Annotated in this window: 27 protein-coding genes; 7 read left to right on the forward strand and 20 right to left on the reverse strand. The window is 37.5% G+C overall.

Annotated features, from left to right (window positions below):
• Window positions 1-212: 212 nt before the first annotated feature.
• Window positions 213-1,163 carry an NAD-dependent epimerase/dehydratase family protein gene (locus ABVM52_RS09255; RefSeq protein WP_405379785.1) on the reverse strand — a complete coding sequence of 317 codons (951 nt, stop codon included), beginning with the start codon at window positions 1,161-1,163 and terminating at the stop codon, window positions 213-215.
• Between the two features lie 64 nt (window positions 1,164-1,227).
• Here ABVM52_RS09255 and ABVM52_RS09260 point away from each other — a divergent pair, with 64 nt between their 5' ends.
• Both ABVM52_RS09260 and ABVM52_RS09265 read left to right on the forward strand, forming a co-directional pair.
• The gene (locus ABVM52_RS09260; protein WP_405379787.1) at window positions 1,228-1,728 is read left to right on the forward strand and encodes a hypothetical protein; all 501 of its coding nucleotides are present in this window, start codon (window positions 1,228-1,230) and stop codon (window positions 1,726-1,728) included.
• Complete coding sequence (locus ABVM52_RS09265; protein ID WP_405379789.1) at window positions 1,715-2,209, forward strand: nuclear transport factor 2 family protein; 495 nt, start codon at window positions 1,715-1,717, stop codon at window positions 2,207-2,209. The genes ABVM52_RS09260 and ABVM52_RS09265 overlap by 14 nt, the downstream gene beginning before the upstream one ends.
• Before the next feature lie 48 nt (window positions 2,210-2,257).
• Here the strand turns inward: ABVM52_RS09265 and ABVM52_RS09270 are convergent, their stop codons facing one another.
• The 4 genes from ABVM52_RS09270 to ABVM52_RS09285 form a co-directional block, all read right to left on the reverse strand.
• Entirely contained in the window at window positions 2,258-2,965 is a 708-nt protein-coding gene (locus ABVM52_RS09270; protein ID WP_405379791.1) for a hypothetical protein, read from the reverse strand.
• 132 nt (window positions 2,966-3,097) lie between these two features.
• Window positions 3,098-3,472: a hypothetical protein gene (locus tag ABVM52_RS09275; protein ID WP_405379793.1), complete on the reverse strand. Its 375-nt coding sequence runs from the start codon at window positions 3,470-3,472 to the stop codon at window positions 3,098-3,100.
• Window positions 3,473-3,597: 125 nt separating this feature from the next.
• Entirely contained in the window at window positions 3,598-4,407 is an 810-nt protein-coding gene (locus ABVM52_RS09280; RefSeq protein WP_405379795.1) for an NAD-dependent epimerase/dehydratase family protein, read from the reverse strand.
• Window positions 4,400-6,685 (reverse strand): M28 family peptidase, encoded by a 2,286-nt coding sequence (locus tag ABVM52_RS09285; protein ID WP_405379797.1) that lies wholly within the window; start codon window positions 6,683-6,685, stop codon window positions 4,400-4,402. Before ABVM52_RS09285 ends, ABVM52_RS09280 begins: the two co-directional genes overlap by 8 nt.
• A 120-nt stretch (window positions 6,686-6,805) precedes the next feature.
• Here ABVM52_RS09285 and ABVM52_RS09290 point away from each other — a divergent pair, with 120 nt between their 5' ends.
• Window positions 6,806-7,270 (forward strand): CBS domain-containing protein, encoded by a 465-nt coding sequence (locus tag ABVM52_RS09290; protein ID WP_405379799.1) that lies wholly within the window; start codon window positions 6,806-6,808, stop codon window positions 7,268-7,270.
• A 297-nt stretch (window positions 7,271-7,567) separates the two neighbouring features.
• On the opposite strand, the gene ABVM52_RS09295 is transcribed toward ABVM52_RS09290, so the two are convergent.
• From ABVM52_RS09295 to ABVM52_RS09330, 8 genes are read right to left on the reverse strand one after another with little or no spacing between them, the layout of a single operon-like run.
• Window positions 7,568-7,918: a hypothetical protein gene (locus ABVM52_RS09295; protein ID WP_405379801.1), complete on the reverse strand. Its 351-nt coding sequence runs from the start codon at window positions 7,916-7,918 to the stop codon at window positions 7,568-7,570.
• On the reverse strand, window positions 7,919-8,410 hold the full coding sequence (locus tag ABVM52_RS09300) for a DUF6265 family protein (protein WP_405379803.1): 492 nt from the start codon (window positions 8,408-8,410) through the stop codon (window positions 7,919-7,921).
• Window positions 8,411-8,455: 45 nt separating this feature from the next.
• A complete protein-coding gene (locus tag ABVM52_RS09305; RefSeq protein WP_405379805.1) occupies window positions 8,456-8,842 on the reverse strand; it encodes a VOC family protein in 387 nt (128 codons plus the stop codon).
• Between the two features lie 38 nt (window positions 8,843-8,880).
• A complete protein-coding gene (locus ABVM52_RS09310; protein WP_405379807.1) occupies window positions 8,881-9,456 on the reverse strand; it encodes a hypothetical protein in 576 nt (191 codons plus the stop codon).
• A gap of 7 nt (window positions 9,457-9,463) precedes the next feature.
• On the reverse strand, window positions 9,464-9,682 hold the full coding sequence (locus ABVM52_RS09315) for a DUF6500 family protein (protein ID WP_405379809.1): 219 nt from the start codon (window positions 9,680-9,682) through the stop codon (window positions 9,464-9,466).
• 4 nt (window positions 9,683-9,686) lie between these two features.
• Complete coding sequence (locus ABVM52_RS09320; protein WP_405379811.1) at window positions 9,687-10,259, reverse strand: pentapeptide repeat-containing protein; 573 nt, start codon at window positions 10,257-10,259, stop codon at window positions 9,687-9,689.
• 7 nt (window positions 10,260-10,266) lie between these two features.
• The gene (locus ABVM52_RS09325; RefSeq protein ID WP_405379813.1) at window positions 10,267-12,987 is read right to left on the reverse strand and encodes a WD40/YVTN/BNR-like repeat-containing protein; all 2,721 of its coding nucleotides are present in this window, start codon (window positions 12,985-12,987) and stop codon (window positions 10,267-10,269) included.
• Entirely contained in the window at window positions 12,945-13,418 is a 474-nt protein-coding gene (locus ABVM52_RS09330) for a WD40/YVTN/BNR-like repeat-containing protein (protein ID WP_405379815.1), read from the reverse strand. Before ABVM52_RS09330 ends, ABVM52_RS09325 begins: the two co-directional genes overlap by 43 nt.
• Before the next feature lie 202 nt (window positions 13,419-13,620).
• Between ABVM52_RS09330 and ABVM52_RS09335 the strand changes: the two genes are divergently transcribed.
• Window positions 13,621-16,209, forward strand: coding sequence for a cyclic nucleotide-binding domain-containing protein (locus tag ABVM52_RS09335; RefSeq protein ID WP_405379817.1), 2,589 nt, complete (start codon window positions 13,621-13,623; stop codon window positions 16,207-16,209).
• A 9-nt stretch (window positions 16,210-16,218) separates the two neighbouring features.
• Here the strand turns inward: ABVM52_RS09335 and ABVM52_RS09340 are convergent, their stop codons facing one another.
• From ABVM52_RS09340 to ABVM52_RS09370, 7 genes are all read right to left on the reverse strand, one after another.
• Window positions 16,219-17,766 (reverse strand): M20/M25/M40 family metallo-hydrolase, encoded by a 1,548-nt coding sequence (locus ABVM52_RS09340; protein ID WP_405379818.1) that lies wholly within the window; start codon window positions 17,764-17,766, stop codon window positions 16,219-16,221.
• 63 nt (window positions 17,767-17,829) lie between these two features.
• Window positions 17,830-18,264 carry an SRPBCC domain-containing protein gene (locus ABVM52_RS09345; RefSeq protein ID WP_405379820.1) on the reverse strand — a complete coding sequence of 145 codons (435 nt, stop codon included), beginning with the start codon at window positions 18,262-18,264 and terminating at the stop codon, window positions 17,830-17,832.
• 12 nt (window positions 18,265-18,276) lie between these two features.
• Entirely contained in the window at window positions 18,277-19,242 is a 966-nt protein-coding gene (locus ABVM52_RS09350; RefSeq protein ID WP_405379822.1) for a 2-hydroxyacid dehydrogenase, read from the reverse strand.
• Window positions 19,235-19,729 carry a VOC family protein gene (locus tag ABVM52_RS09355; RefSeq protein ID WP_116771812.1) on the reverse strand — a complete coding sequence of 165 codons (495 nt, stop codon included), beginning with the start codon at window positions 19,727-19,729 and terminating at the stop codon, window positions 19,235-19,237. Before ABVM52_RS09355 ends, ABVM52_RS09350 begins: the two co-directional genes overlap by 8 nt.
• A gap of 3 nt (window positions 19,730-19,732) precedes the next feature.
• Window positions 19,733-20,896 (reverse strand): mandelate racemase/muconate lactonizing enzyme family protein, encoded by a 1,164-nt coding sequence (locus ABVM52_RS09360; RefSeq protein WP_405379824.1) that lies wholly within the window; start codon window positions 20,894-20,896, stop codon window positions 19,733-19,735.
• Window positions 20,896-21,780, reverse strand: a complete 885-nt coding sequence (locus ABVM52_RS09365; protein WP_405379826.1) for a sugar phosphate isomerase/epimerase family protein — start codon at window positions 21,778-21,780, stop codon at window positions 20,896-20,898. Before ABVM52_RS09365 ends, ABVM52_RS09360 begins: the two co-directional genes overlap by 1 nt.
• A 20-nt stretch (window positions 21,781-21,800) precedes the next feature.
• Window positions 21,801-22,010: a CDGSH iron-sulfur domain-containing protein gene (locus ABVM52_RS09370; RefSeq protein ID WP_405379828.1), complete on the reverse strand. Its 210-nt coding sequence runs from the start codon at window positions 22,008-22,010 to the stop codon at window positions 21,801-21,803.
• A gap of 209 nt (window positions 22,011-22,219) precedes the next feature.
• Between ABVM52_RS09370 and ABVM52_RS09375 the strand changes: the two genes are divergently transcribed.
• The 3 genes from ABVM52_RS09375 to ABVM52_RS09385 all read left to right on the forward strand — a co-directional run bounded on the left by ABVM52_RS09375 (window position 22,220) and on the right by ABVM52_RS09385 (window position 24,091).
• Entirely contained in the window at window positions 22,220-22,855 is a 636-nt protein-coding gene (locus ABVM52_RS09375) for a CatA-like O-acetyltransferase (RefSeq protein WP_405379830.1), read from the forward strand.
• 28 nt (window positions 22,856-22,883) lie between these two features.
• Window positions 22,884-23,570, forward strand: coding sequence for a GNAT family N-acetyltransferase (locus ABVM52_RS09380; RefSeq protein ID WP_405379832.1), 687 nt, complete (start codon window positions 22,884-22,886; stop codon window positions 23,568-23,570).
• Between the two features lie 188 nt (window positions 23,571-23,758).
• The gene (locus ABVM52_RS09385; protein WP_405379834.1) at window positions 23,759-24,091 is read left to right on the forward strand and encodes a single-stranded DNA-binding protein; all 333 of its coding nucleotides are present in this window, start codon (window positions 23,759-23,761) and stop codon (window positions 24,089-24,091) included.
• Window positions 24,092-24,256 lie beyond the last annotated feature (165 nt).

Here is a 24,256-nt window from a genome sequence, read left to right on the forward strand (position 1 = left end):
ACATAAATTTTGAACACATGATAGGTCCCTTCTTTTGAAGGGACTTTTTGTTAATGTTGGTCTAGTCTTTCGGCTACACTCAAGTCAACTAAAGGGAATAGCTTCTAAAGCAATACCTTTAAAACCAAAACTTTAATTGGAGCATATGTTTTGATTCCAAGTGCAAATTCCCTCAGGTAAAGTGCTTGCAAAGGTAGATTCCACCTAAATTTCTACTTATCCATGTTATCCAAATTTTCCAACATTGCTTTAGTCGTTTTTTCAAGGTCAAATTCTGCTTGCCAATTCCAATCTTGTTGCGCTTTGCTATCGTCAATACTACTTGGCCACGAATTAGCGATCTCTTGTCTAAAATCTGGTTCGTAGGCTATTTTAAATTCAGGAATTACGGCTTTAATACTTTCCGCCATTTCCTTTGGCGTAAAACTCATAGCTGCCAAATTATAAGCAGAACGTTCTTTAATATGCTCTGAAGGTGCTTCCATAACCTGCAAAGTGGCACGTATGGCATCGTCCATGAACATCATGGGTAATTTGGTATCCTCTTCTAAAAAGCAAGTGTATGACTTTTCCGTAAGTGCTTTATGATAAATTTCAACGGCATAATCCGTGGTGCCGCCACCGGGCATGGTTTTCCAACTAATTAGGCCTGGGTAACGTATACTTCTTACATCAACATTGAACTTGTTGAAATAATATTCACACCAACGTTCACCACTCTGCTTACTTATTCCGTAAACCGTACTTGGTTCCATAATGGTGTTTTGCGGAGTGTCGTTCTTGGGTGTATTAGGACCAAAAACGGCAATACTTGACGGCCAGAAAATTTTATCTATTTTTTTGTCCTTCGCCAAATTCAATACATTAAAAAGCGTGTTCATATTCAAATTCCAAGCACGCATGGGGAATTTTTCTGCGGTAGCGCTCAACATGGCCGCCATTAAATACACCTCGGAAATTTCATAATAGGCAATGACCTCTTCCAAGGCATCATAATTGGTAGCGTCTAAAATTTCAAATGGTCCAGATTGCATTAATTCATCGTTACCTTCTCTTATATCACTGGCTATAACATGTTCACAGCCATGTTTTTCCCTTAATGTATAGGTAAGTTCTGTTCCTATTTGGCCACATGCACCAATAATTAATATATATTTTGACATTTAAATATGCGTTAAATGAATTGCTGGATAAAGATACCTTTTCTTAAAATTTGTACATTCGCTTATGCCTAAAATATTACTTTTTTTAATTGTCTTGGTCTTTATAGCATCCTGTAAAGATCCCGTTTCTGAAACAGTGGAAGCGCAAGGTACCGGTTGGGAAATTGTTGTGGACAGCCTTCCTGTAAAAAGTTCGGTGAATTCTAAAGCGGAACTTTTGTTAAAAGATTGGAAGGAATATACGTCCGTTGAACGCAGTTTTGATAAATTATACAATACGGAGTTCAGAGAGGATTTTGTACTTATTTTGGAAGAGTTGATCGAGAATCAAAAGAAAATGGAAGACAGTGTTTATCCGTCTGCATTTGATATACCTCAAATTAAAAGCAGACAAAAGGTGTTCAAGACTTTTATTTTAAAAACAAAGGGAGATTTGGAGTATCGTCAAAATCCAAAGGAATCCATTATACAAATGATCGTTGCCTTTAATAATTTACGAAATCAGTTTAATGTGGTCGTGAACAATACCCTTCTGGAAGAATTACGTGCAAATGAAGAAAATTAAGCTACTTTTTATTTTATTGTCTACGGTCATGTTTGCCCAAAACAATGGGGAAAAGGAAATTGCACGCGCACTTGATGATTGGCATAATGCCGCAGCAACGGCAAATTTTGATGCTTACTTTAAATTGATGACCAAAGATGCGGTCTTTATAGGAACAGATGCTGGCGAAAATTGGCAAAGAGCGGAGTTTATGGCTTATGCCAAGCCCCATTTTGATAAGGGCAGGGCTTGGAACTTTACAGCCGTAGAACGTAATATTTATGTTAGCAAAACCAATGATATTGCCTGGTTCGATGAATTATTGGATACACAGATGAAAATCTGTCGCGGATCAGGTATTTTGAAGAAAGAGGGCGGACAATGGAAAATAGCACATTATGTACTTTCTATAGCCGTACCCAATGAGTATGTAGATACGTTGGTTGGTATAAAGAAGGAAAAGGATAGTCTTCTTTTAATTGAGTTAAAATCTAATTACTAAAAAAGGCGAACCTTTTTGGTTCGCCTTTTCCAATATTAAATAAGCTGTTTATTCTTTTTTATCCGCAGGAGCATCCTTTCTAGATGTTAATGCTTGTTTACTTAAACTTGCCAGATTAAAGTTGGGGTCAAGCGCCAAAGCTTGGTTCATAGTGGCAATAGCTTCGTCAATATTATTCTTATCCATATTATATTGAATAAGGCCTTTTATATGTAAAAAAGCGGCTTTTAAAGAAACTTCATAAGGTTGTTGACGCTCATAGAATGCATATTTCATATCGTCTTTTGCGTTTGCAAGGCCATACTCAACATGCTCCATGGCACCGGCATTATCTCCTAATTGTACTTTAAGGTCTGCCAATTCATAAGCTAGATAAGCGTTTGGATCTCTTTGATTTAAAATTTCAAATTGTTCTAATGAACGTTTTGGTTGGTTAAGGGCTTTTAGCGATATGGCCTTAACCTGAACTGCTAAATCAGAATCGGTTTCAATTTTTTCTATACCTATGGTATTCAATGCCTGTAAATGCTGATTGTCATTGGCATAGATATAGGCCAAGGTATCCATTCTTTCTTTGGACGGAGCTATGACATTAAGGTGTGTAAGAGCATTGATAACACCATCAATATCTCCTTGCAGACGCATTTGGTCATAAAATGCTTCATAGTGTTTTTGTAACTCTGTCTTGGTCTGTGCACTGGCATAACTGCCGGTAAACAATATTGCCATTAACAATATTAAAGCTGTTTTTTTCATCTGTCTAGATTCTTTTTAAGGTGCGCTAAACTATTAAAATTATTTGTATCCTCCTGTTAAGGAAAGCTTTAAATGGCCTTAAATAAAAAAGGCGCTTATATAAGCGCCTTTCAAATCTTATGTATTACATTTTTAAACCAGTTCCATACCTTTTTGTTTGGTACTGAACATTTTTAATAATTGAGAATAGAACCCAACACTTTTATTATCTTGATCGATACAGGTCGTCAAAAAATTTCTCAAGTTTTTAAATAGTAAATTGGTGTAAATAGTGGGTAGGTAGGTATTTACCTGTTTTGGATCATACACACTATCATCCTGAATTACTTCCATTTGAATTCTATGACGATGATAATCAATGGTTACGTTCGTTGCATTGTAGTATTTTTTTAACAATACAATATGTAATTGCTGGTATTTTTTTGATGCTGCAGGATTTTTACAGCTTTGGGAGATAAGTTTCTCTAATTCAAATAAAACCCTCTCCCTTAATTTCGACTTTTCCATAACATTTTGGTTTTTAATTGAATAGTAAAGTTATGTCATACATCGATAACTCGTTGTAAATCAATAATATATTAACGTTATATCACCGCTTTTGTTGTGAACTATTAAATAGGTGTGGTCAAGATTCAATTTATCGTTGTGAGAAAATCATAATTCTTAATAAGAAAAATACTACAAGTTTTTATTTTTTTATACTTTTTTTGGTTGGTATCGCTATAATGCGGAATTGGAAGGTTACGCTTAATTGCTTCATTTGTATAATACTGTTTTTTTGTAGGATGTTCTGGATAGACCGCATTGATTACATCGCCAAAATGATTGTTTTCAATTATGGATGCTATGATTCCTATGCAATCGTCTAAATGAATTAAATTAACAGGGGCGCTACCACCCTCAAGGTTTTCCTTGCCGGCCAACATACTGATCGGATGCCTATTTGGACCGATCAAACCTCCAAAACGTATTATGGTAGTGCTAAAGGAGCAATCTTCTTTAAAGAGATTTTCTGATTGTACCAATTGCTTGCCAGAAAGGGTGCTGGGTACCGGTACTGTTTTTTCGTTGACTGTTCCTTCTGCATCTCCATATACGGCAGTACTGCTTATAAAAAGAATGTTCTTTATCGTAGCGTTTTTTAACGCCTTTTTTAATAATTGCATTTTGGCGATATAACTTTCTTTAGGGCCTTTTCCCCTCAATTTTGGAGGAATGTCAATAATTAATATTGAAATTGCTTGCAAAAATTCGTCAATAGGTCCTTGAACCTCGTTTTCTGTCAAAGTAATATGATAGGCCTCAATCCCCTTTTCCCTTAGAAGAGGTATTTTTTCTTTGGATGTAGTGGTGCCTTTGACACTATAACCTTGTTCTATTAAACTTGTTCCCAATGGCAGGCCCAGCCAGCCACAACCTAAAATACCGATATACTTAGTCAAATTTTAATTTTTGAATGGTTACTATAGCATCGTTCAAAACAAAAGGCATTGGTATTAAATGAGCGGGTCTTTTTGGAATGGTAAACCGATCGTTATTTAATAGATCATTGGATGCTTCATAAACCGTTAATTCTAGCTTTTCAAATTCAGGAAGGGTCAAATCCAATTCTGTATACGTTATGTCACTAATGTAATGGGTTACCAGTCTATTGTTTTTGCTATTCTTTAAATAATACTCGGACAGTGGTACGCCGTTGACCTCTGCACTTAAAACTTCAGCATTGTTCCTAAAAATTTCCAACCTGTTTATAGGTCTTTGAGGAGTCATACATATTCTTAAGTTACGTACTCCGTTGATAACGGTATCTCGTTGTATATCTATCTGTAACGGTTCAATTTCCTTTATGTCCGCTTTCTGTGTAAAGGTAAAACCAGAGCCATATTTACTACTAATGGTATTTTTAGTCAAAATACTATCTGCCGTATTGGCTTGTGTTATATACTGTTTTGTCCATGTAGATGGTACATGTTCGTAAGTTGCCCACATGGCCTGGTTTTCATCGGTATTAAGGACATATAACAAGCTAGTGGGTTTTGGGTTTTCTTGTGTAAAACCAGAATTCATATGTGCCGAAACCAAAAACCCCGTACCCAGCAAAAAGCACAAAAATGCCAATGCCGCTTTTTTGCGGTATCTGGTAAATAAGGGCAATAACAAGAAAAAGGTAAGGGTGACCAGCAATGTGGTTGCAATCATCATTTTAAGCCCAAGACCTATAGGAAACATTTTTATAAATGGGGAAAAAATAAAAAGGGCGGGTAACCCCAAAAAAACCAATAAATAGGAATTAGGATTCTTTTGGTTAATATGAATATATAGGGCTACTAGAACGCTATACACCGGTACCATAAAAAAGGCCGCTCCTTTTAAATAAAAGGCAATAAAAGCGCAGAGTACCAACCAAATAAAAATTGGCGCTATTAACAGATTGGCGGTTTTTACGACCTTGAACTTATGGTAGGCATAGAAACAAATTCCTACGGAGAAGAATGTAAATGCCATGATGTAAGCATGGCCATTGTAGGTAAAGCCATGCAACATATCTTTATAGCTAGGGTATAACCATTTTAAAAAAGACCAACTATAAAAACCTACCAAACCATTAATGATAATGGTAAAAAGCAAGGGTATCCATCCTTTAAAAATATCCTTAACATTCAGAACCCTCTTTTTGAATCCTAAAACTAGAAGCAAAGCAAAACAAAGAAACGCCAAGATCAACATGGGCATAATCCACGTAAAAGGATAGGTAACCATTTTAAAAAAGGGCATATTAAAGTAGACATTATCACTCAAACTTTTAATATTGGTTAAATCTGCGTTGCTAAAGTGCAGCAATAAAGGCATTAGGTAGCTTCCTTGGTGAGCCAACGTATTCCTATCCAAACGTTCATAATTGTCCATTACCGTATGATAATCATAATGGTCATCTATAAATGCAAAATTAAATCCCTCTATGTCCGCATTTTCCCTAAATACGGTTAGGTCCGTATCATTGGGCAACATTTTATAAATACTGTAAACCAAAGAATTTGCTACAGGAAATTCTGGATTGGCCGCTATAAATTGCGTAATCATATTACGGTTACCCCTATTGGTTTCCATAAGCATATAGCTAGGACCTCCACTGCCACGGGCCTCAAAATTTAATACCAGGCCAACACCCTTTAACCACTCATGCCTATCTACAAAAAGTTGGGCCCCGTTTAACCCTAGTTCCTCAGCATCTGAAATTAAAATAATGATATCGTTCTTAGGCTGTGGATTGGTTTTTAAATAAGCACGTATACCTTCTAAAATAGTTGCTACCCCACTTGCAGCATCACTTGCACCTAAGGCAGAATGAGGATTACTGTCATAATGGCTCAATAAAAGCAATGCCTTACCCTTTCCACTTCCTTTGATTCTTGCGAGTATATTTTCCGCTTTACTAAGATTGGACCAATCACCAGCGGTATACCCTTCTTGAACTGTGGTTTTAAGTCCTAGTGCATTTAGTTGGGAGATGATGTAATCTTGAGCTTTTTTATGTCCTGCAAAACCCACACTATGGGGTTCTTGGGAGAGTTGTTCTACATGTATCAACGCCCTATCTGTTGAAAAGGTGGTTTGGGGCGCTTCCGCATCCGTTTTATATTGTGGCAAAAGTGAACGAAAACTCCAATAAATTGCAAGTACAATAAGTAGTAAGGTTAGTATGGTCGGTGTTTTTCTCATAATTATGGTATTCTTCTTTAAAGGCACAAATTATTAAAAATTATATTGTTTAAATCGATTATTTTTAGTAAATGTCAAATATTTTATTATCTTTATTAATCAACCTTTAAATAAAATGTTATGGGAATCAAAAGCTTTCAAGGTGTTAGAAAGGTGTTCAAAAAAGAATTTGAGGCCCCAATTTTGGTGGCCGATTACATGACCACAAAGTTAATTACTTTTTCTCCAGATGATTCTATTTTAGCGGTTATGGAGAAATTTGCCAAACATCATATTTCCGGTGGACCTGTTTTGGACAATAATGGCTTTTTAGTGGGTATCATCTCCGAAGCCGATTGTATGAAGCAAATTTCTGAAAGTCGCTATTTCAATCAGCCAATATTGGATAAAAGCGTTGAAAAATTTATGACCAAAACTGTGGAGACGATACCGCATGATATATCCATTTTTGATGCCGCAGGTATTTTTGCCCAGCACAACAGAAGAAGATTACCGGTAATGAAAAATGGTATTTTAGTTGGACAAATAAGTAGAAAGGATGTTGTAATAGCTGCTTTAAAATTAAGTGGGCATAATTGGAAATAAATATTGCTGAGTGGCAAGTAGAAAGTAAGAAGTATGAAGTACAGAGTATAAAGTATAAAGTTAGTTAATAAAAAAAGTCTCCTTTTAAGGAGACTTTTTTTATGCCTTTTAACAGCCAACAGCCAACAGCCAACAGCCAACAGCCAACAGCCAACAGCCAACAGCCAACAGCCAACAGCCAACAGCCAACAGCCAACAGCCAACAGCCAACAGCCAACAGCCAACAGCCAACAGCCAACAGCCAACAGCCAACAGCCAACAGCCAACAGCCAACAGCCAACAGCCAACAGCCAACAGTTATTCCCGTTTTACGATCATGTAATAGTCATTGTCTAATGGTAAATATCCTAAATCATAGAGAAAATAATAGGTAGTGCCTTTTTTGGTGGTGTATAAATTGGTTACATAATCAAAATCAAAGCCTTTGTTTATTAGACGTGTTCTGGTAGTTTTCGTCTTACCATCAGTTAGTTTGTAACTGTCCAAAATTTTATAATTCTTGCGTAACCTGTTGTTAATATTTCTAATTAAATTTTTACTTTCTGGGTTTACCTTGTTGTTATATGCGTTGCGACAATAATCATTACAGAATTTTTTGTCTATTCTGCCAAAAACCTCCTTGCCACATTCTAAACATTGCTTCTTCATCTATTGCCTATGGTAATTAAATTTTACCTCATTTGAACTGCCGTCGCCTTCACCTATTTCTACGTACATATTTATTTCTTTCTCGGAAATGTATTCAATGGTGAAATCATCAAAATAAAAACGGTCTTCTTCCATTTTAACCAATTTAAAATCTACTGTCTCATTTTTTTCTTCCCAACCGTTTAAGTCAGGGTCAAAATGTTTTAGTTGAAGTAGTAAAGTGCCTTCCGTTTCAATAATATGGCCAAATTCATAAAAACCTACTTTGCCATCAGCAATTAAACGAAAAGAAAACATCATGGAACCATCTTGTGGCGCACTCCATATTTCTTCTACAATGCCACCAAAGGCTTCGCCTTTCCAATGTCCTGCCAACCATGATAAGGAATTAATATCAACATCTGGACTCGTCATTCCTTCTTCAAAAGAAAGTGTGTTTTGTGCTTGTAGTAAACACATTGACGATAGTAAAAAAAGCAGTAAAAATTTCATGTTCCAGTATTTGTAACAAGATACAAATTAAACGTTTACAAATATTTAGCTTTTCTTTTCGTAGAATTCTATGGGTAAGTCGTCCGGATCGGCAATAAAGGTAAATCGTTTGTTGGTAAACTCATCTATTCTTATTGGCTCTGCAATGACATTATTTTTTTTGCAATGCGAAATAATCATTTCTATATCATCTACCTCAAAGGCCAAATGACGGAGTCCACATGCTTCTGGCCTTGATGGTCTTTTTGGCGGATCGGGAAAAGAAAACAACTCTATAATATATACTCCATTTAATGCTAGATCCAATTTATATGAACGTCGCTCTTCGCGATACACCTCACGTATAATTTCTAACCCCAAGACTTCCGTATAGAATTTTTTAGAAACTTCATAATCTGAGCAAATGATAGCGGTATGGTGTACTTTGTTCATTACTTTAATTTAATCCCTTTGAAGTTGATATGTGGTAGCTATTTTTGAATGTCTAGTTGTTCCCTATTCTCATACAACTCAATTGCTTTCAAATAATTCATTGCTCCCATCATTGTCATGTCATTTACAAAACCATCTAATTCTGGGTGATTTACTTTTATCCAATTGACTAAAGAATTTTTCTGTTGATTCCATGCTGTCCAATTAACATCAATGTAATCTAGCTCTTCAAGTTTTGTTATTTTGCCTGATACAAAACAGACTTTAATGTTCAGTTTTAACGGGTTATTCTTTAGAAATCCATTACGAATATTCTTTTGACTGATGGTTGCAATAAGGTTATTGTTTTCTTCAGTCAATTGAAGTAGATCATACGTTGGTTTGAAAATGGAATCCCATTTATAGAATTCCTTAAAACTTGTCTTGTTGAGAGGCGTTACAAAATCACCGGAAACAATGGTAATGCTGTCATGAATAACAGTTTTTATTTTGTCGAAATCGCCAGAATCAAAAGCGTTATAGTATTCAGCTACAGTCTCTTTATTGCTTAACTTCTTACTGCCGCAAGCGGTAAATAGACTTAGTGCTATTAAAATAATTAAGGTGTTTCTCATGATGTTTTTAGTTTAACAATTTTATCAGCTCTTTAATCTTTACCGCCTTCTCAAAATGGTCCAATTTGTTTTCTAAAATCCACCATTGGGCTACTTCCATTAAAAGCTTTGGATTGTCATTCTTGTTCTTGAAAAATGCATAGAACGATAGTCCCACTTTTTCTCCCTTCGCGGCAATTTTGGCATCACAAACTTGAATAATCTTTAATTTCATTTCGTTGTTCATAACACTATTTCAAAATCTTTAATTTGTGTTTTTGTAATAACCCCGATAAATTATCTTTTGAAAATATGGCTCCTGCCATAGTGTTATTGTCCGGATTAATACTGAAATTTAATGCGGTACTTAAATCTGCTTTTTCAAGATTGGTTCTTGAGAAAATAGCACGTTCCAAATCACACTCATCAAACTTCGATTTACTTAAATCGCAATCGCCAAAATCTACTTCTTCCATTTTGCAAGACATGAAGACTTGACCCACTAGCTTTAAATCGGTAAAAACGGAGAAACTTAAATTGCAGTCAAAAAAAGAAAAATCCATCAAAAAAGTATTGCAGGTATTAAAACCAAGCCCTATAAGTTTACAATGCGAAAATTTCACCTCCTTAAAGGTTGTATTTACAATATTCGCATTGCTTAAATTACAATCTATGAACTCACACTCTAAAAAGGTTTGGTTGTCAAGGTATCCTTTAGAAAAATCGCAACTTTCAAAGGTGCAATTCTCATATTCGGCTCTTGCTAACCGGTTTTCTGTATACTTTTGTCCTTTAAAAGTTTGATCTAGTATTAATTTCTCCAACTCCGTTTTAGTTTTGTTTTTGCGGTAATATAATTGCTGGAATGTTCAGACTTTGAAACATTGTGTTATATGCTTTCATTTCAGTATTGATAATGGCATTATGCTCTGTTTTAAAAGTGTTCCAAGTAGCCAATAGATCTCGTAATCTTTCTTTGGCACCTGCCGTAACCTTGGGTTCCGCTACATCTATGTATCCTCTCAAGTTCAATAATTGAGCATTTAGTTTATTTTCAAAATTAATAACATCTTGAAAGGTTTTTTGATTGGGTTGAATAAGATGCTCTTCCCAAGCGGTAATACGCTTGATCAATGAATCGCCCTGTTTCAATAGCGCCTCAGCTTTTGAGTTGTCTTCAAGTAATTGGCTATATTGTTTTAACTGCGATTTTGCAGATTGCATATCATTTACCGCATTATGTATTTCAACTACGGTAGACTCTATGGTTTTTAACATGTTTTGTTGCTCTTCATAGTCTGCCATGCTAGCCTTAACCTTAGGCAGCGGTAAAATGGTAACCATGGTTTCTGCCGTTTGATCGCCTAAAGTTAACCTTAGCTTATAATCGCCTGGCCCAACGAAAGAGCCATCTAATCCGCCCAGTACAAATACCTTATTTACGGCAGGTAAAGGGTCTCTTTTAAAATCCCAGGTAAAACGATTATACCCTTTTTTAGAAGCTAGAATGGCTGGCTTTGATGGTCCTCCTGGCCACGATTTAAATTTTTTATCTTTTTGGTTGGTTATGGTTCTAATTACCTCACCGTCTTTTAGCACTTCCAGTTTTAACTCTGTGCTGTCTTGAGCTTCACTTAAGTAATAATCAAAAGTAACCCCGCTCTTCGGATTACTGCCTAGTCCGGATACGGGCTTTTCGCTATATCCTCCTATAAACAAATACGTGTCTTTTGGTTTAAAAATATTTAATGCTTGTTTTGGTATGGTCGCATTTTGCAATGCTGCTAAATCATCTAAAATCCAGAATGCCCGACCGGCAGTTGCCGCTACCAAATCATTATCTTGAATGATAAGGTCGTTAATCGGAGTCAAGGGCAAGTTTAGTTGTAATGGTTGCCAGTACATACCATCATCCAAAGAAATAAACATACCTGTTTCCGTGCCTGCATAAAGTAGACCTTTCACCTTTTTATCTTCACGAACCACTCTGGTAAAGGTATTGTCGCCCGTTATACCGTTCGTAATTTTTGTCCATGTTGCTCCGTAGTCCGTAGTCTTGTAAATGTAGTTCTCAAAATCCATCGATTTGTAGCGCATTAACACTATGTAGGCAGTGGCAGGATCATGCGGAGATACTTCAATGCTATTAATGATACCGTCTTTAGCATCTGCTGGAGTAACATTTGTCCAATTTTCACCACCATCTTTGGTTATATGTACCAGCCCATCGTCACTACCTGACCAAATGACGCCTTCTTCATGTGGAGACTCGGTTAAATAGGTGAGTGTGTTGTAGATTTCCCCACCTGCGGCTTCATTGGTAAACGGTCTGCCGCCAAGTCCGTGCTTATCTTTTTCGTTTCGGGTCAAATCCGAACTAATAACCGACCAGCTTTGACCTTCGTCCGTAGACTTAAAAACTACGTTACCACCATGGTAAATGGTTTTTCTATCGTGTGGCGATGTAATAATGGGTGCATTCCAATTATAGCGATACTTCGCATTTTCGGGAGATATACTTAAACCCAGTTCTGGGTATTCCTTTATGGGTTTAGATTCTTTGGTGTCCGCATCCCATTTATCAATATTTCCTTGATAGGTACCGCCATAAATTAATTTTGGATTATCTGGATCAAAAGCTAAAAAAGCACTTTCACCACCGGCAACGGCATACCAATCTTTCCAGTCTATACCACGGTCATTTGTTCTAGAGGCAATTGCAACGGTAGAATTATCTTGCTGACCGCCATAAACGTTATAAGGCACCAAATTATCTGTAATTACCCTGTAGAACTGTGCCGTATTTTGATTCTCTTGCGTACTCCAGCTTTTACCTCCATTATTGGAAACATTAGAGCCGCCATCGTTAGAATTTACCATGCGTTGGTTGTTTAATGGATCAATCCATAAATCGTGGTTGTCACCGTGGGGAGTAGGTAACGGCGTAAATGTTTTTCCACCATCTATAGATTTGGTTACCGGGGCATTAAGCACATATACAATATCTTCATTTTGAGTGTCAGCAAAAATTTCCATGTAATACCAAGAGCGGGCAATGTTTATTCTGTCTTTGTTGATAAGCGTCCATTTTTTACCGGCATCGTCAGAACGGTATACACCGCCTTTTTCTCCTTCCGCCTCGATTACTGCGAAAACACGTTCTGGGTTGGCTCTAGATACAGAGATACCTATTTTACCCATTTCTTTGGGTAAGCCCTCGGTTAATTGCTGCCATGTTTCGCCACTGTCGGTAGATTTGTAGATGCCCGAGTTTTTACCGCCAGATTCCATCGTCCATGGAAAACGCCTGTGTTGCCACATGGCTGCATATAAAATGGTGGGGTTGGTCATATCCATCGTAAGACCAGATGCTCCGGTATTAGTATCTACAAAAAGTACATTTTTCCATGTTTCACCACCATCTACAGATTTATAGATACCTCTTTCAGAAGATGCACCGTATTGAGCCCCCTGTGCCGAAACAAAAACAATATTTGGGTTGGTTGGGTCTATAATGATATCAGAAATATGCCTGGTTTTGTCCAGACCCATATGCTTCCAGGTTTTTCCTCGGTAGATTTGTATACACCGTCTCCCATTGAGGTCATTACACCACGGGCAGCATGTTCGCCCATACCTGCAATTACTATATTAGGGTTGCTTTCCGATACGGAAATGGCACCAACTGTGGCGGTTTTTAAAAATCCGTCAGAAACATTCTTCCAAGTAATTCCGTCATCCGTAGTTTTCCATATTCCTCCACCAACGGTTCCCATATAGTATACCATGGGTTGCCCAACCACACCGGTTGAAGCTACACTTCTACCACCTCTGAACGGACCAATATTTCGCCATTTTAACCCGGTAAAAAGCGAGTCTTTTATGGTGATGGCGGGTTCGGTTATTTTGCTTTTTCTACGTTGAGATTGCATGGCTACCGGTGCCATAATAATAAGCACGAGCAGAAGTCTGATGGTTTTCATGGTGTGGTCTAGTTTGTTGTTGAATAGGGAAGATAACAAAAGCCTTTGTAAAAAGATAGCCGGCAAATTAAATTTGGTAATTCTAATTTTAAGGGTGTAAATTTTATGGTTTTAACCAATATCAATTTCTTAAAATGATAAATTGGTTTTAATGTATGCCGGGTTTCTTTTTTCGATTTAATCTAGTTAAGTTAGAAGGCGCATGACACACCAAACTAGACTTTTAAGACAAGAAATACATACTGAAAAACTAAAGGAATATTTTCCTGACGGAGCAATAAAAACATACCAAAAGGGATATGCCATTAGTTACATTCATAAGAAAGTAAACACCTTTAGGTGGCTTATTGAAGGGAGTATTAATTACTATATTTCATTGGATAGCCCAGAGAGCGATATTTTGGTCTGCCAAAACTCAGAACCATTTTCAACTATTGGCTTAAATGGCTTTAATACACCTAAACGTTTTACCTATAAAGCTACTGTAGCTTCCACAAAAGCGACCTTTTTTGAAATTCCGTTCAAAGAGCTTGATGCATATTTGAAAAAAGGGCATCAGAACGTATTATTAAAAAATATTGGTGCCAAATTATATCATGTATTACGTACCGCATTATTAAAACAAACAGAGCTGCTGAGTCCGGTAAGGTTTCAACCTTTCGTTGAGGATCGTCAATTCTTTATCTCTCCCGTATCGGAGCAAGAAGAAATCGTTTCATTGATGCGGCGTTCCCCGTTTTTAGATTATTTTGAAGAGAAAAGTTTAATGGCATTGGCTGCTTTGGCAGAGCGGCGCGAGTATGAACCCGATGAGGTGTTATATGTGCAAGATGGTTCTAGTAATGGGTTGTTCATTCTTATTCATGGGGAAGTGACCATTAAAAGAATTGAAAACACCATTGAAATTAAACAACGCTCTATTAAAAACTCAGGATTTGTCTTCGGATGGTCTTGTTTGCTGAAGGAGAAAGATATTTGTTCTGCAATTACCAATACAAAAACATCTGCCTATTTTATACCCGAGTGCGATCTAATGAAATTGTTCCAGAAAGATGATGCTTTCGAGGGTCAATTTTATCAACGGTTACTCTGGCTTATGGGTAATCAACTCAATGCTGCTTTTGTTAGATATGTGGGGTTGTTGGGCAAACACAGCTTACAGGCGGTTTATCAATTGATCAAAAACAATAAGTCGCGCTTATTATTGTCCTCACCATTGCACCAAGTACCGCATCTTTTAAAAAGTATGACGACCAAGCAACTTGCTTATGATGCTCTTTTAAGATTATTGAAAAACGGCACGGCATTAGAAAGGCATATAGCCTCATTAAGTTTAGAATTGTTGGGTGAGGATCAAAAGGAGCACGAGTTTGTGAGCGGACTACAGCAGATCTATGAAAATGTTGCAGAAAAGAATAGTGAAGATGTAGAACAGAACAGAAAGGTATGTGCAGAACTCACAACAAAGGTCTTTAAAAACGTACCGTATATTATTGAAGGTTGGGAAAATCTACCGGAGAATACGGGGAATGTTTTTATTTATAACCACCTCATAAATGACCCACATTATACTTTAAACAATAATTTTCAAATTACCCTTGATTCCCATTTTTTAAGTGCTATGGTGCTCTATAAGAAATATGGCGAGCCAGGTATTAGAACGGTGAGAATAGGGCAGGGGCAAGAATACGGACACCAAAATTATTACAACAACCTAGGTTATATCAATGTATATACAAAGGAGTCTGAACAAACTTCAAGCAATAAAAAGGAACAAGCCCGTAGCATATTTTATAGTGAGGCTACTAAACATCTGAAACAAAACTATAATTTGATCATAAGTCCTGAAGGCACATCATATAGAACAGAAGAGTCTCCGGGGCCTTTTAAAATGGGAGCTTTTAAATTAGCCTTGCATACCGAGCCAGAACCTTATGTAGTACCGATAGTTATGGTCAATTTTGATCAAAGAATTGGCAAAAATTTGTATTACTGCGTTATTAAAGAACCTTTTTTATTAAGCGATAAGGTGCCTTCTAAAAGTAATACCGATTTGTTCGCGTTTATGGAGCAATATCAAAAACAGTATTCGAGCTATGTAAAACAAGCCATTGAGAGGGCAGAACAATTGAATGTGTCTTCCTCTGGAACTGATAGCCTTGAGGATCCACCTGCTATTTGGTGCAATGAGATAAAGCGACTTAAAAGACGGGTTTCCAAATTGCCTACACAGGAAAATCTAATTGCCTTTTACGGTAGTTCTTCAGTGCGATTGTGGGTAAATATGAAACGTGATCTTAGTCCGTTCAATGTGGTGAACCTAGGTTTTGGAGGGTCAACTTTTGCATGGTGTATTCATTACTTCGATGAGATCTTTACCGAAGCGAATCCGTCTAAAATTGTGCTTTATGCAGGTGAAAACGATCTTAATGATGGTAAAACACCTCAAGAAGTACTTTCTGGTTGTATGGAATTGGTGGAGTTGATCAAAAATAAGTATCCAGAGGTAGAATTGGCATTGATTAGCCTTAAACCAAGTGTAGAGCGTGAAGCTTTAATTCCGTTGATCATGGAGACCAATTTAATGTTGTCCAAGTATTTTATTTCAGAACTTAATGCCCAATACATAAACGTGTTTGCACAAATGATAACTACGGATAATAGACCAATTCCGGAATTGTATCTTTCTGACGGATTGCATTTAAACAAGCAAGGCTATGCACTGTGGAGTACTGCTATTAAAAAAGCATTACAAGCAGCGGATAGCCTTGAGCTTGAAAATCAAATGTAGATTTTATTCTTAGTCTTGCCCACCTTTTCGTTGTGGCTTTCTTGGTGTTGGCCATTCTCCTTTTTTACCAGACCTGGGATTGATGCCCAAAACTGCTTTTTCACGAGATGTTTTTTCTGGATCTTCACAAGCCATGTAAGTAAGAATTGCAGTTAGGATGGCATTGTTTCTTACATCATCGAAAACAATTTTGTCATACGTATCTAAATTGGTATGCCATGTGTAGTTCCAATAATCCCAACTAAGAGAACTTAGCGAAAATGCAGGTGCACCGGCAGCTACGAATGAGGCGTAGTCAGACCCACCTCTACCAGGTGAACCGGGGAATGTAGTTTCTATTTCATTTTTATAGGTTTCAGGTACAGCTTCTAACCATCGACCTAAATAATCGTATGCATGAAGAAACCCTTGTCCCGACAAACGCACAACGCGACCCGTACCGTTATCTTGGTTAAAAAGGGCTTGAACTCCGTCCACAATTTCTGGATGATCTTCAACAAAAGAGCTAGAACCGTTTAAGCCTTGTTCTTCGCTTCCCCAATGCCCAACTAAAATGGTTCTTTTTGGGTTTGGATATACTTTTTTTAGAATACGCGCGGCTTCTAGCATGGTAATGGTACCTGTACCATTATCGGTTGCTCCTGTGCCGCCATCCCAAGAATCGAAATGGGCAGAAAGTATTACATATTCATCGGGGAACTCGGTTCCCGGTATGGTGGCTATGGTATTGAAAGTGGGCACAACACCTAGGTCTTTAGATTCCGCTACAATTTTTATTTTGGTGTCCTCACCGTGCTCTACCATTCTGTACAGCATTCCGTAGTCCTCCAAAGAAATATCTACTGCGGGAATTTTTTCGGTACCGGCACTGAAAATTTTATTGGCACCAAAACCTTCAGACCATCGCGATTGTGCAATACCTACTGCACCCGCTTTTTCAAATGCGGCATTGATGTTTCTACTGGTGTACCCTGTATTTCGAATATTTTGCCTCCAAATTTTTTCTAAGGAATCGCGTTCGCTTTTCATTTTCTCGAAGGATGCTTTTGTTGCATATTCTTCCCAGTTTTCATCTGGTCTTCCCGTAGGTTGCAACATGCTCACCATTACTATTTTTCCTTTTACATTAGGAAGCCATTTTACAAATGACAATGAATCTGTAAAACTTGGTAGTGTAATTAATGAGGCTGTAACCCCTTTTGAACTAGTACCAGGGTTCCATGCCAATTGAGTAGCGTGCAATGATGCTACACGAGGCGAAACCATATCTACATGGGTAATTCCTCTTTGCCATCCTTTCCACGTTCCCCATTGTTGGTTCTCGGCAGTAATTCCCCATTTTTTGTAGGTGTTGACCGCCCAATCATGGGCACTTTTCATTTCTGGTGTGCCCACCAATCGTGGTCCGTTCAGGTCCATTAATTCGTATGCCAATTGCTCTAATTGGGAGTTTTCAATGCCTTCTTTTTCAATGGCTTTGACAATGTCTTCCGTAGTTTGGGAAAACATAAACGCGGTGCATAACAGGTATGCACTAATGAGTAGTCCTTTTTTCATGTTCAAGTTAGTTTGTTCCTTGAACTAAGGTACTAATTTAATGACGGATGTACGATGTTAAAACTATTTGGTCGCTAAAAATTTGACTAAGCTTTCTTTAATTAAATACTCCCAGCCAGAAACACCACTTTCTCTTTTGAATTCGGGGATGTCTGTCGGGAAATCTTTTATGATTTTACTGGTAACCGTAAGCAGTGTCTGATTTTCTTTTTTAGAAAGCTCAAAGGTAGAGATACTCTCGCCCGGGTATTCATCAAACGTCCACCGATAACTAATTTTTGTGGGGAATTCCACTTCCGTAATTAGCCAATTGTGGGTAAAATTTCGTCCTTCATTGGTTATTAAAAAACGGGTCTGAAAAGATGCTTCCGGCTTAAAATCGGGAATTGCATCAAAATACCATTGTTGCATTTGTTCCACATCTGTCAATGCTTCCCATACTTGCTCCATGGACGCGTTAAAAAGCTGAGTAACGATTATGGGTTCATTGTTTTTCATAAGGCTGTCCTTTTAGCTGTTATCCAGTTCTTTTTTATTGAATACACAATTTTCTATAGGAGCTTCATTACGTAAAATTGCCAAGGTGTTTTTAACCGTCATGGTGCACATTTTAGTATATGTGGTTTTGGTTAAACTACCTAAATGTGCAGTGATCAGTACGTTTTTTAATTGCAGTAACGGGTCATTTTTTGCAGGTGGTTCTTCTATAAGAACATCGGCTGCGAAACCTGCTATTGTTTTATTTTCCAAGGCTTGGAACAATTCCTTTTGGTCTATGATCCCACCTCTGGCAGTATTGATCAATACCGCATTGATTTTCATTTTTGAAAAGGCAGCCGCATCAATTAGCTTTTCTGTTTTAGAGGTCAAGGGTAAGTGAAGACTTATACTATCCGATGTTTTTAAAAGAGTATCCAAATCGACAAAAGTATAGGGGACATCTTCTTTTTTTGAACTCCAGTAAATAACGTTCATACCTAAGGCTGAAGCAATTTTTGCTACTTTTTTACCAATATTTCCCATACCGATAATCCCCAAAGTTTTGCCGTGGGTTTCATCGCCTACATACGAGCCTCGGTCTTGCCATCTGTTTTCTTTGACCATGGTTACGGCATTGTATAAATTACGTTGGAGCATCAATAAAAGGGTAATGGTATGTTCAGCAATGGTGTCGGCATTGGAATTTGGGGCGTTCACCACTTTAATTCCTCTTTTCGTGGCGCTTGATACATCTATATTATCCAAACCAACACCACAGCGAGATATTACTTTTAAATTGGGTAATTGTGCCATAAACGAATCACGTACCTGACCTTTTCCCCGTGTAATAATGGCATCTATCGAGTAATTTTGAATCTGGCTGGTTACCGAGGTTTCATCAAACCCTGTTAAAATATTCATATCCGAAGCTTCCTCTAACATGCTCATGGCATCATCGGCAACGGTTTCCAATAAAAGAATGTTTTTTTTATTCATCGGATTTATGATAAAGGGTAGCATCTTTAGATTTATAGCCACGGAAGTCATTTCTTCCCGAGACATAAATACCTTCTTTAAATAATTCGTCTTCAAATATTTTTGGGTCTATATAATCCCCGGGAACAGACGAAAGTTCAATTAAATTTCCCGATGGGTCACGCACAAACATTTGTATGGCTCCGTCCGGTAATTGACGCACATTGCCCCATGGCTTAATATCAATTACTCCAAGTTCTTTCATTCTAAAAAATAGTGTATTGATATCATCTACCTGAACACAAATATGACCCCTAAATGAATAGGCATCTTCCCATTCCGTCAAGTGTAATTGCTGTTCTTCGTTGAATTTGAAAAATGCGGTAGGGTAGTCAAAAAGAAATGCGGGAATAGCCTCTAAACCCAATTCTTCTTCATAAAACTTACAAGCTTCCTCTAGGTTGCTTACAACCAATGCAACGTGATTTATATGTACTGCCTTCGCCATAATCTATTGTTTAAAATCGTTTACAAAATCCCAATTAGGGGTCAAGCCCAATCCCGGCTTATCAGGTGCAGTGAGCATTCCCTCGTTATCTACGGTAATATGCTCCTCAACCAAATCATACATCATAGGGTTGCCACCTAACGAAAACTCTATTACATTGGCAGAAGGAGAAGCAAAAGCCACTGAAAGTCCCGCCATAAAAGAAAATGCAGAACCCCAACAATGCGGAGCCAATTCTAACTGATAGGTATGTGCCAATTGCGATACGCGCATAGCTTCGGTGATACCACCAATGATAGCACAATCTGGTTGCAATACATCTAAGGCGCGTTCTGCAATTAAATCGCGAACGTCAAAAGCGGTGTATTCACTTTCACCGGCGGCAATGGGTATAAAGGTATTGGCACGTACTTCTGCGGTGCCTATTTTATTATCTGGACTAATAGGTTCTTCAAACCAATATAGGTTACAGTCTTCTACGCCTTTTGTAAATTGTTTGGCTTCTGGCACACTAAAAGTACCGTGGGCATCGGTCATTAATTTTATGTGATCGGGTAAGGCTTCGCGGGCTGCCTTTACACGTTTAATACTTTCGGCAACGGTTTGGTCCATAATACCAACGCGCATTTTTACTCCGCCAAAACCTTTTTCGGTATAGCCCAACAACTGTTCGCCAATGGCATCGGCTTTTGCCCAGCCACCACTGGCATAGGCCGGCATTTTATCTCGACAGCTTCCACCCAATAATTCTACCACAGGTGCACCCAATGCTTTTCCTTTAATGTCCCAAAGGGCGGTGTCGATACCGCTCATGGCAGAAATGGTCAATCCCCTTCTTCCTAAAATCGGAAATTTACGTCCTCTAGAGAGTGAATAATGATCTCTTGTGCCATTGTAAACATGTTCCCAAATTCGAGAAATATTACGGGCATCTTTACCAATTAACTGTGGTTTTAGTTCATTTTCTATGCAACTTACAATTGATGCGCAAGACCCAGAAGAACCTACTGCGGCTTTTGCTTCGCCAAAACCCTGTAACCCGGTATCGGTAGTTACTACGACCAAGGTCATATCAAAATTGGTCAATAGACCGTAATCTGAGAAATGTTGTTTTTCTTTGGGAATAGGGCAGCGTAACCAAAAGGCTTCTATGTTGGTAATTTTCATTAAATAAGTTCTTTAAGGGTGTCAATTGATTTTTTGGTCAGCATGGTATAAAATTCATCGGTTACGGCAGAACTACCGTGGTCTTCCAAGAACTTTTTCTGTTCCGCTGTGAGTCCGTCAGGATTTGTTTCTATGGAATTTGGAAACGGATTTGCGGGTGTTCTATCTAACGGGGAACAAAACTCAACCGACAGTACTTTGTCGTACTCGATTTCTTTAAGCGTAGAAATGATTTTAGACCAGTTTAAATGACCCATACCCGGAGCCATTCTATTATTATCGGCAACATGAAAATTTACCAAACGCTTGCCCACTTTTTTAATGGTGTCGAACATATTAGCTTCTTCTAGATTCATGTGAAAAGTATCTAGGCAAACCCCGCAATTTGGACCCACGGCTTCAGCAAGTGCCAATGCCTGTTCTCCTCTATTGATGAAATAGGTCTCAAATCTGTTGATAGGTTCAATGCCAATTTGCAATCCGTGGTCTTCGGTATATTTGTAAATTTCCTGTATGCCTTCTACAGCCCATTCCCATTCTTCCTCGGGTCTGGCATCGGGTACAATTTTACCTACGGTTGCCGGAACCAGTGATATCACTTTTCCGCCCAATTCATACACCATTTTGGCCACATCCTTAACATATTGAACCGACATTTTTCGTTGTGCCGGGTCTTTTGCAAGTAAATTACGTTGCTCTAGCATAAGGGTAACGGAGCCCCAACATTGTATTCCATAAAGGTTTAATTGCAGCTTTGCTTTTTGGGTGTCATAATTTTCTGGCGCACCTTGTATTTCAAGGTGGGTATAATCTAATTTGTTGATTCTGTTGAGTGTGTGCTCGAGCGATTCGGCACGCATCCAATTATGTATGGCTAATTCCATTGATAGGTAGTGTTGATCGGTTATCCTACAAATTCTATTTTTCTGTGGGCACCATCGCAAAATGGTTTGTTTTCAGATGCGCCACATCTACAAAATCCGGTAATACCGTCTTTAGTGACAATTTCACCGGAAGCCAGTTGTATTTTTAAGTTTCCTTTAATTTTTAACGGACCGTTATTGGCAATACTAATATCGGTGATACAAGGGTCTTTTGATTGGTTTTCTTCCATTGATTTTAATTTGCTTTTTTGAACAAAGTGTTCGTTCAGAAATTTAGAATTTTTAAGGTAGGAAAAAAATGTTTCTTACAGAACATATATAATTACTGAATTGTTAAATATTACTTGTGCATTAATAGTCCTTTCCACTATTTTAAATTGAATCCAGTAGGTTGTATATTTATCCATTAAAAAATATACATCTTACTATGACGGCACAAATGAAGAAGGAGCTAATTTTTGACGAGTGGAACAGGGCCGGACATTTTAAGTTCTTTTCCAAGTTCAATGAACCTTTTTTTGGAGTAACCGTAAAGATAAACTGTGCTAAGGCTTATGATTTTGCAAAAAAATCTGGCAATTCCTTTTTTCTGGTTTATTTACATAAAACCCTAAAAGCGGCCAATAAAATACACCCGTTTAAATATAGGATTGAAGAAGGAAAGGTGTTTCAATATGAATTTGTACACGCTTCCCCTACCATTGGTAGAAAAAATGGCACATTTGGTTTTTCCTATATGGAATACAAGGAATCTTTTGATGAGTTTAAGGCAGCAGCAAGAACGGAAATAGATAAAGTGGAGAGATCCAATGGGTTGGAACTGCCCCAATGTGGCTTAAACGTTATTCATTGTTCCAGTATGCCTTGGTTAGATTTTACATCGGTTTCCCATGCAAGACATTTTGAGATTGAAGATAGTTGTCCAAAAATTTCATTTGGTAAGATGACGGGGGAAGGTGAAGAAAGGTCAATGCCGGTATCTATACACGTGCACCATGCCTTAATGGATGGTTATGAAGTAGGGTTGTTCGTAGAAGAGTTTCAGCGGCTAATGAATTTAGTAAATGAAGCTTAAAGATTATTGCAGTTAATCAATTTAAATTATGACTTATTTAGAAGAACAACTTAAAAACCCCGTTTGGTATTCCTTGAAGGAAACCCATAAAAAGTTTGCGGTTGAATTTGACGGAGTACTTTTCTATCAGCAGGAGGTATGTACCTTTGGTGCTTTTTTTAATGAAGAAAAAACGACCAAGGCTTCTAATAGTTATATAGAAACTACTGATAGCTTCTTCTTCGTTTCTGAAAATATGACACCTTTAGTTGATGAGGCCAATGTTTTTTTGGAAAAGAAAATAGATGGTTGCCAGATGGTTTTAAATGAATTACCAGAAGTTTCCATCAATGAAGAAATCGTTTTACTGGGCGATGAACATATGGATGAAATTTATGAATTGGTTTGGCTGGTAATGCCCGGTTATTACAGAAGGAGAACTTTTGAAATGGGTAATTATTACGGAATTTTTAAAGAAGGAAAATTAGTGTCTATTACGGGGCAGCGAATGCAAACCGATTTATTTATTGAGGTTAGTGCCGTTGTTACCCATCCGGATTATACTAGAAGGGGACTAGCAAAACAGCTCATTGCGCATTGTACAAAAGAAATTTTAAAAGAGAAAAAGTTACCAATTCTTCACACCAATAAAGGCAATGCTGCAATACCACTTTACGAGAAATTAGGGTATAGGTTGACCCGAGATATGAATTGGTGGTTATTCCGATGTAAATAAAAATATTATTTCTTATATATTAAATAATTGATATTCAATACTATAAACGTTTTTAATCGACTGTAAACGATAACAAACGATAGTAAACGTTTACAAACCGAATAAAGTTTGGATGCTGTTCTAGGTTTGCAGTGTCAAGTCAAGGAGGCTTGATAGTATGAACTGTTTAACCATTAAAATTTAATAAGATGAACGCATTAAAAAACAAAGTACAGTTGATTGGAAATTTAGGACAAGACCCAGAAATCGTAAACTTAGAAGGAGGCACCAAATTGGCAAAATTCTCTATTGCCACAACAGATAGTTACAAAAACGCTAACGGGGAAAAGGTAGACGATACCCAATGGCATAATATTGTTGCTTGGGGCAAAACTGCAGAGATTGTGGAAAATTATTTAAGTAAAAGAAAACAAGTAGCCATAGAAGGTAAATTGACCCACCGATCTTATGAATCAAAAGAAGGAGAAAAAAGATACATCACAGAAGTTAGATGTAATGAATTGTTGATGTTGGGGAAGTAATTACATTTTTAATTTTTTCAACTGCGCTCAGGATGATATTTTAACCAGTTGTTTTATTGGGTCTTTAAAATTTTTTTCAAATGAATCTTTGTCAAATTTTGAACATTAATTTGATAATAAGTTACTTGCGAAAATGCTTGTCAGTCTGAGCGCAGTCGAAGACCC

Source organism: Maribacter sp. LLG6340-A2, assembly GCF_045057105.1.
Taxonomy (GTDB): Bacteria; Bacteroidota; Bacteroidia; order Flavobacteriales; family Flavobacteriaceae; genus Maribacter.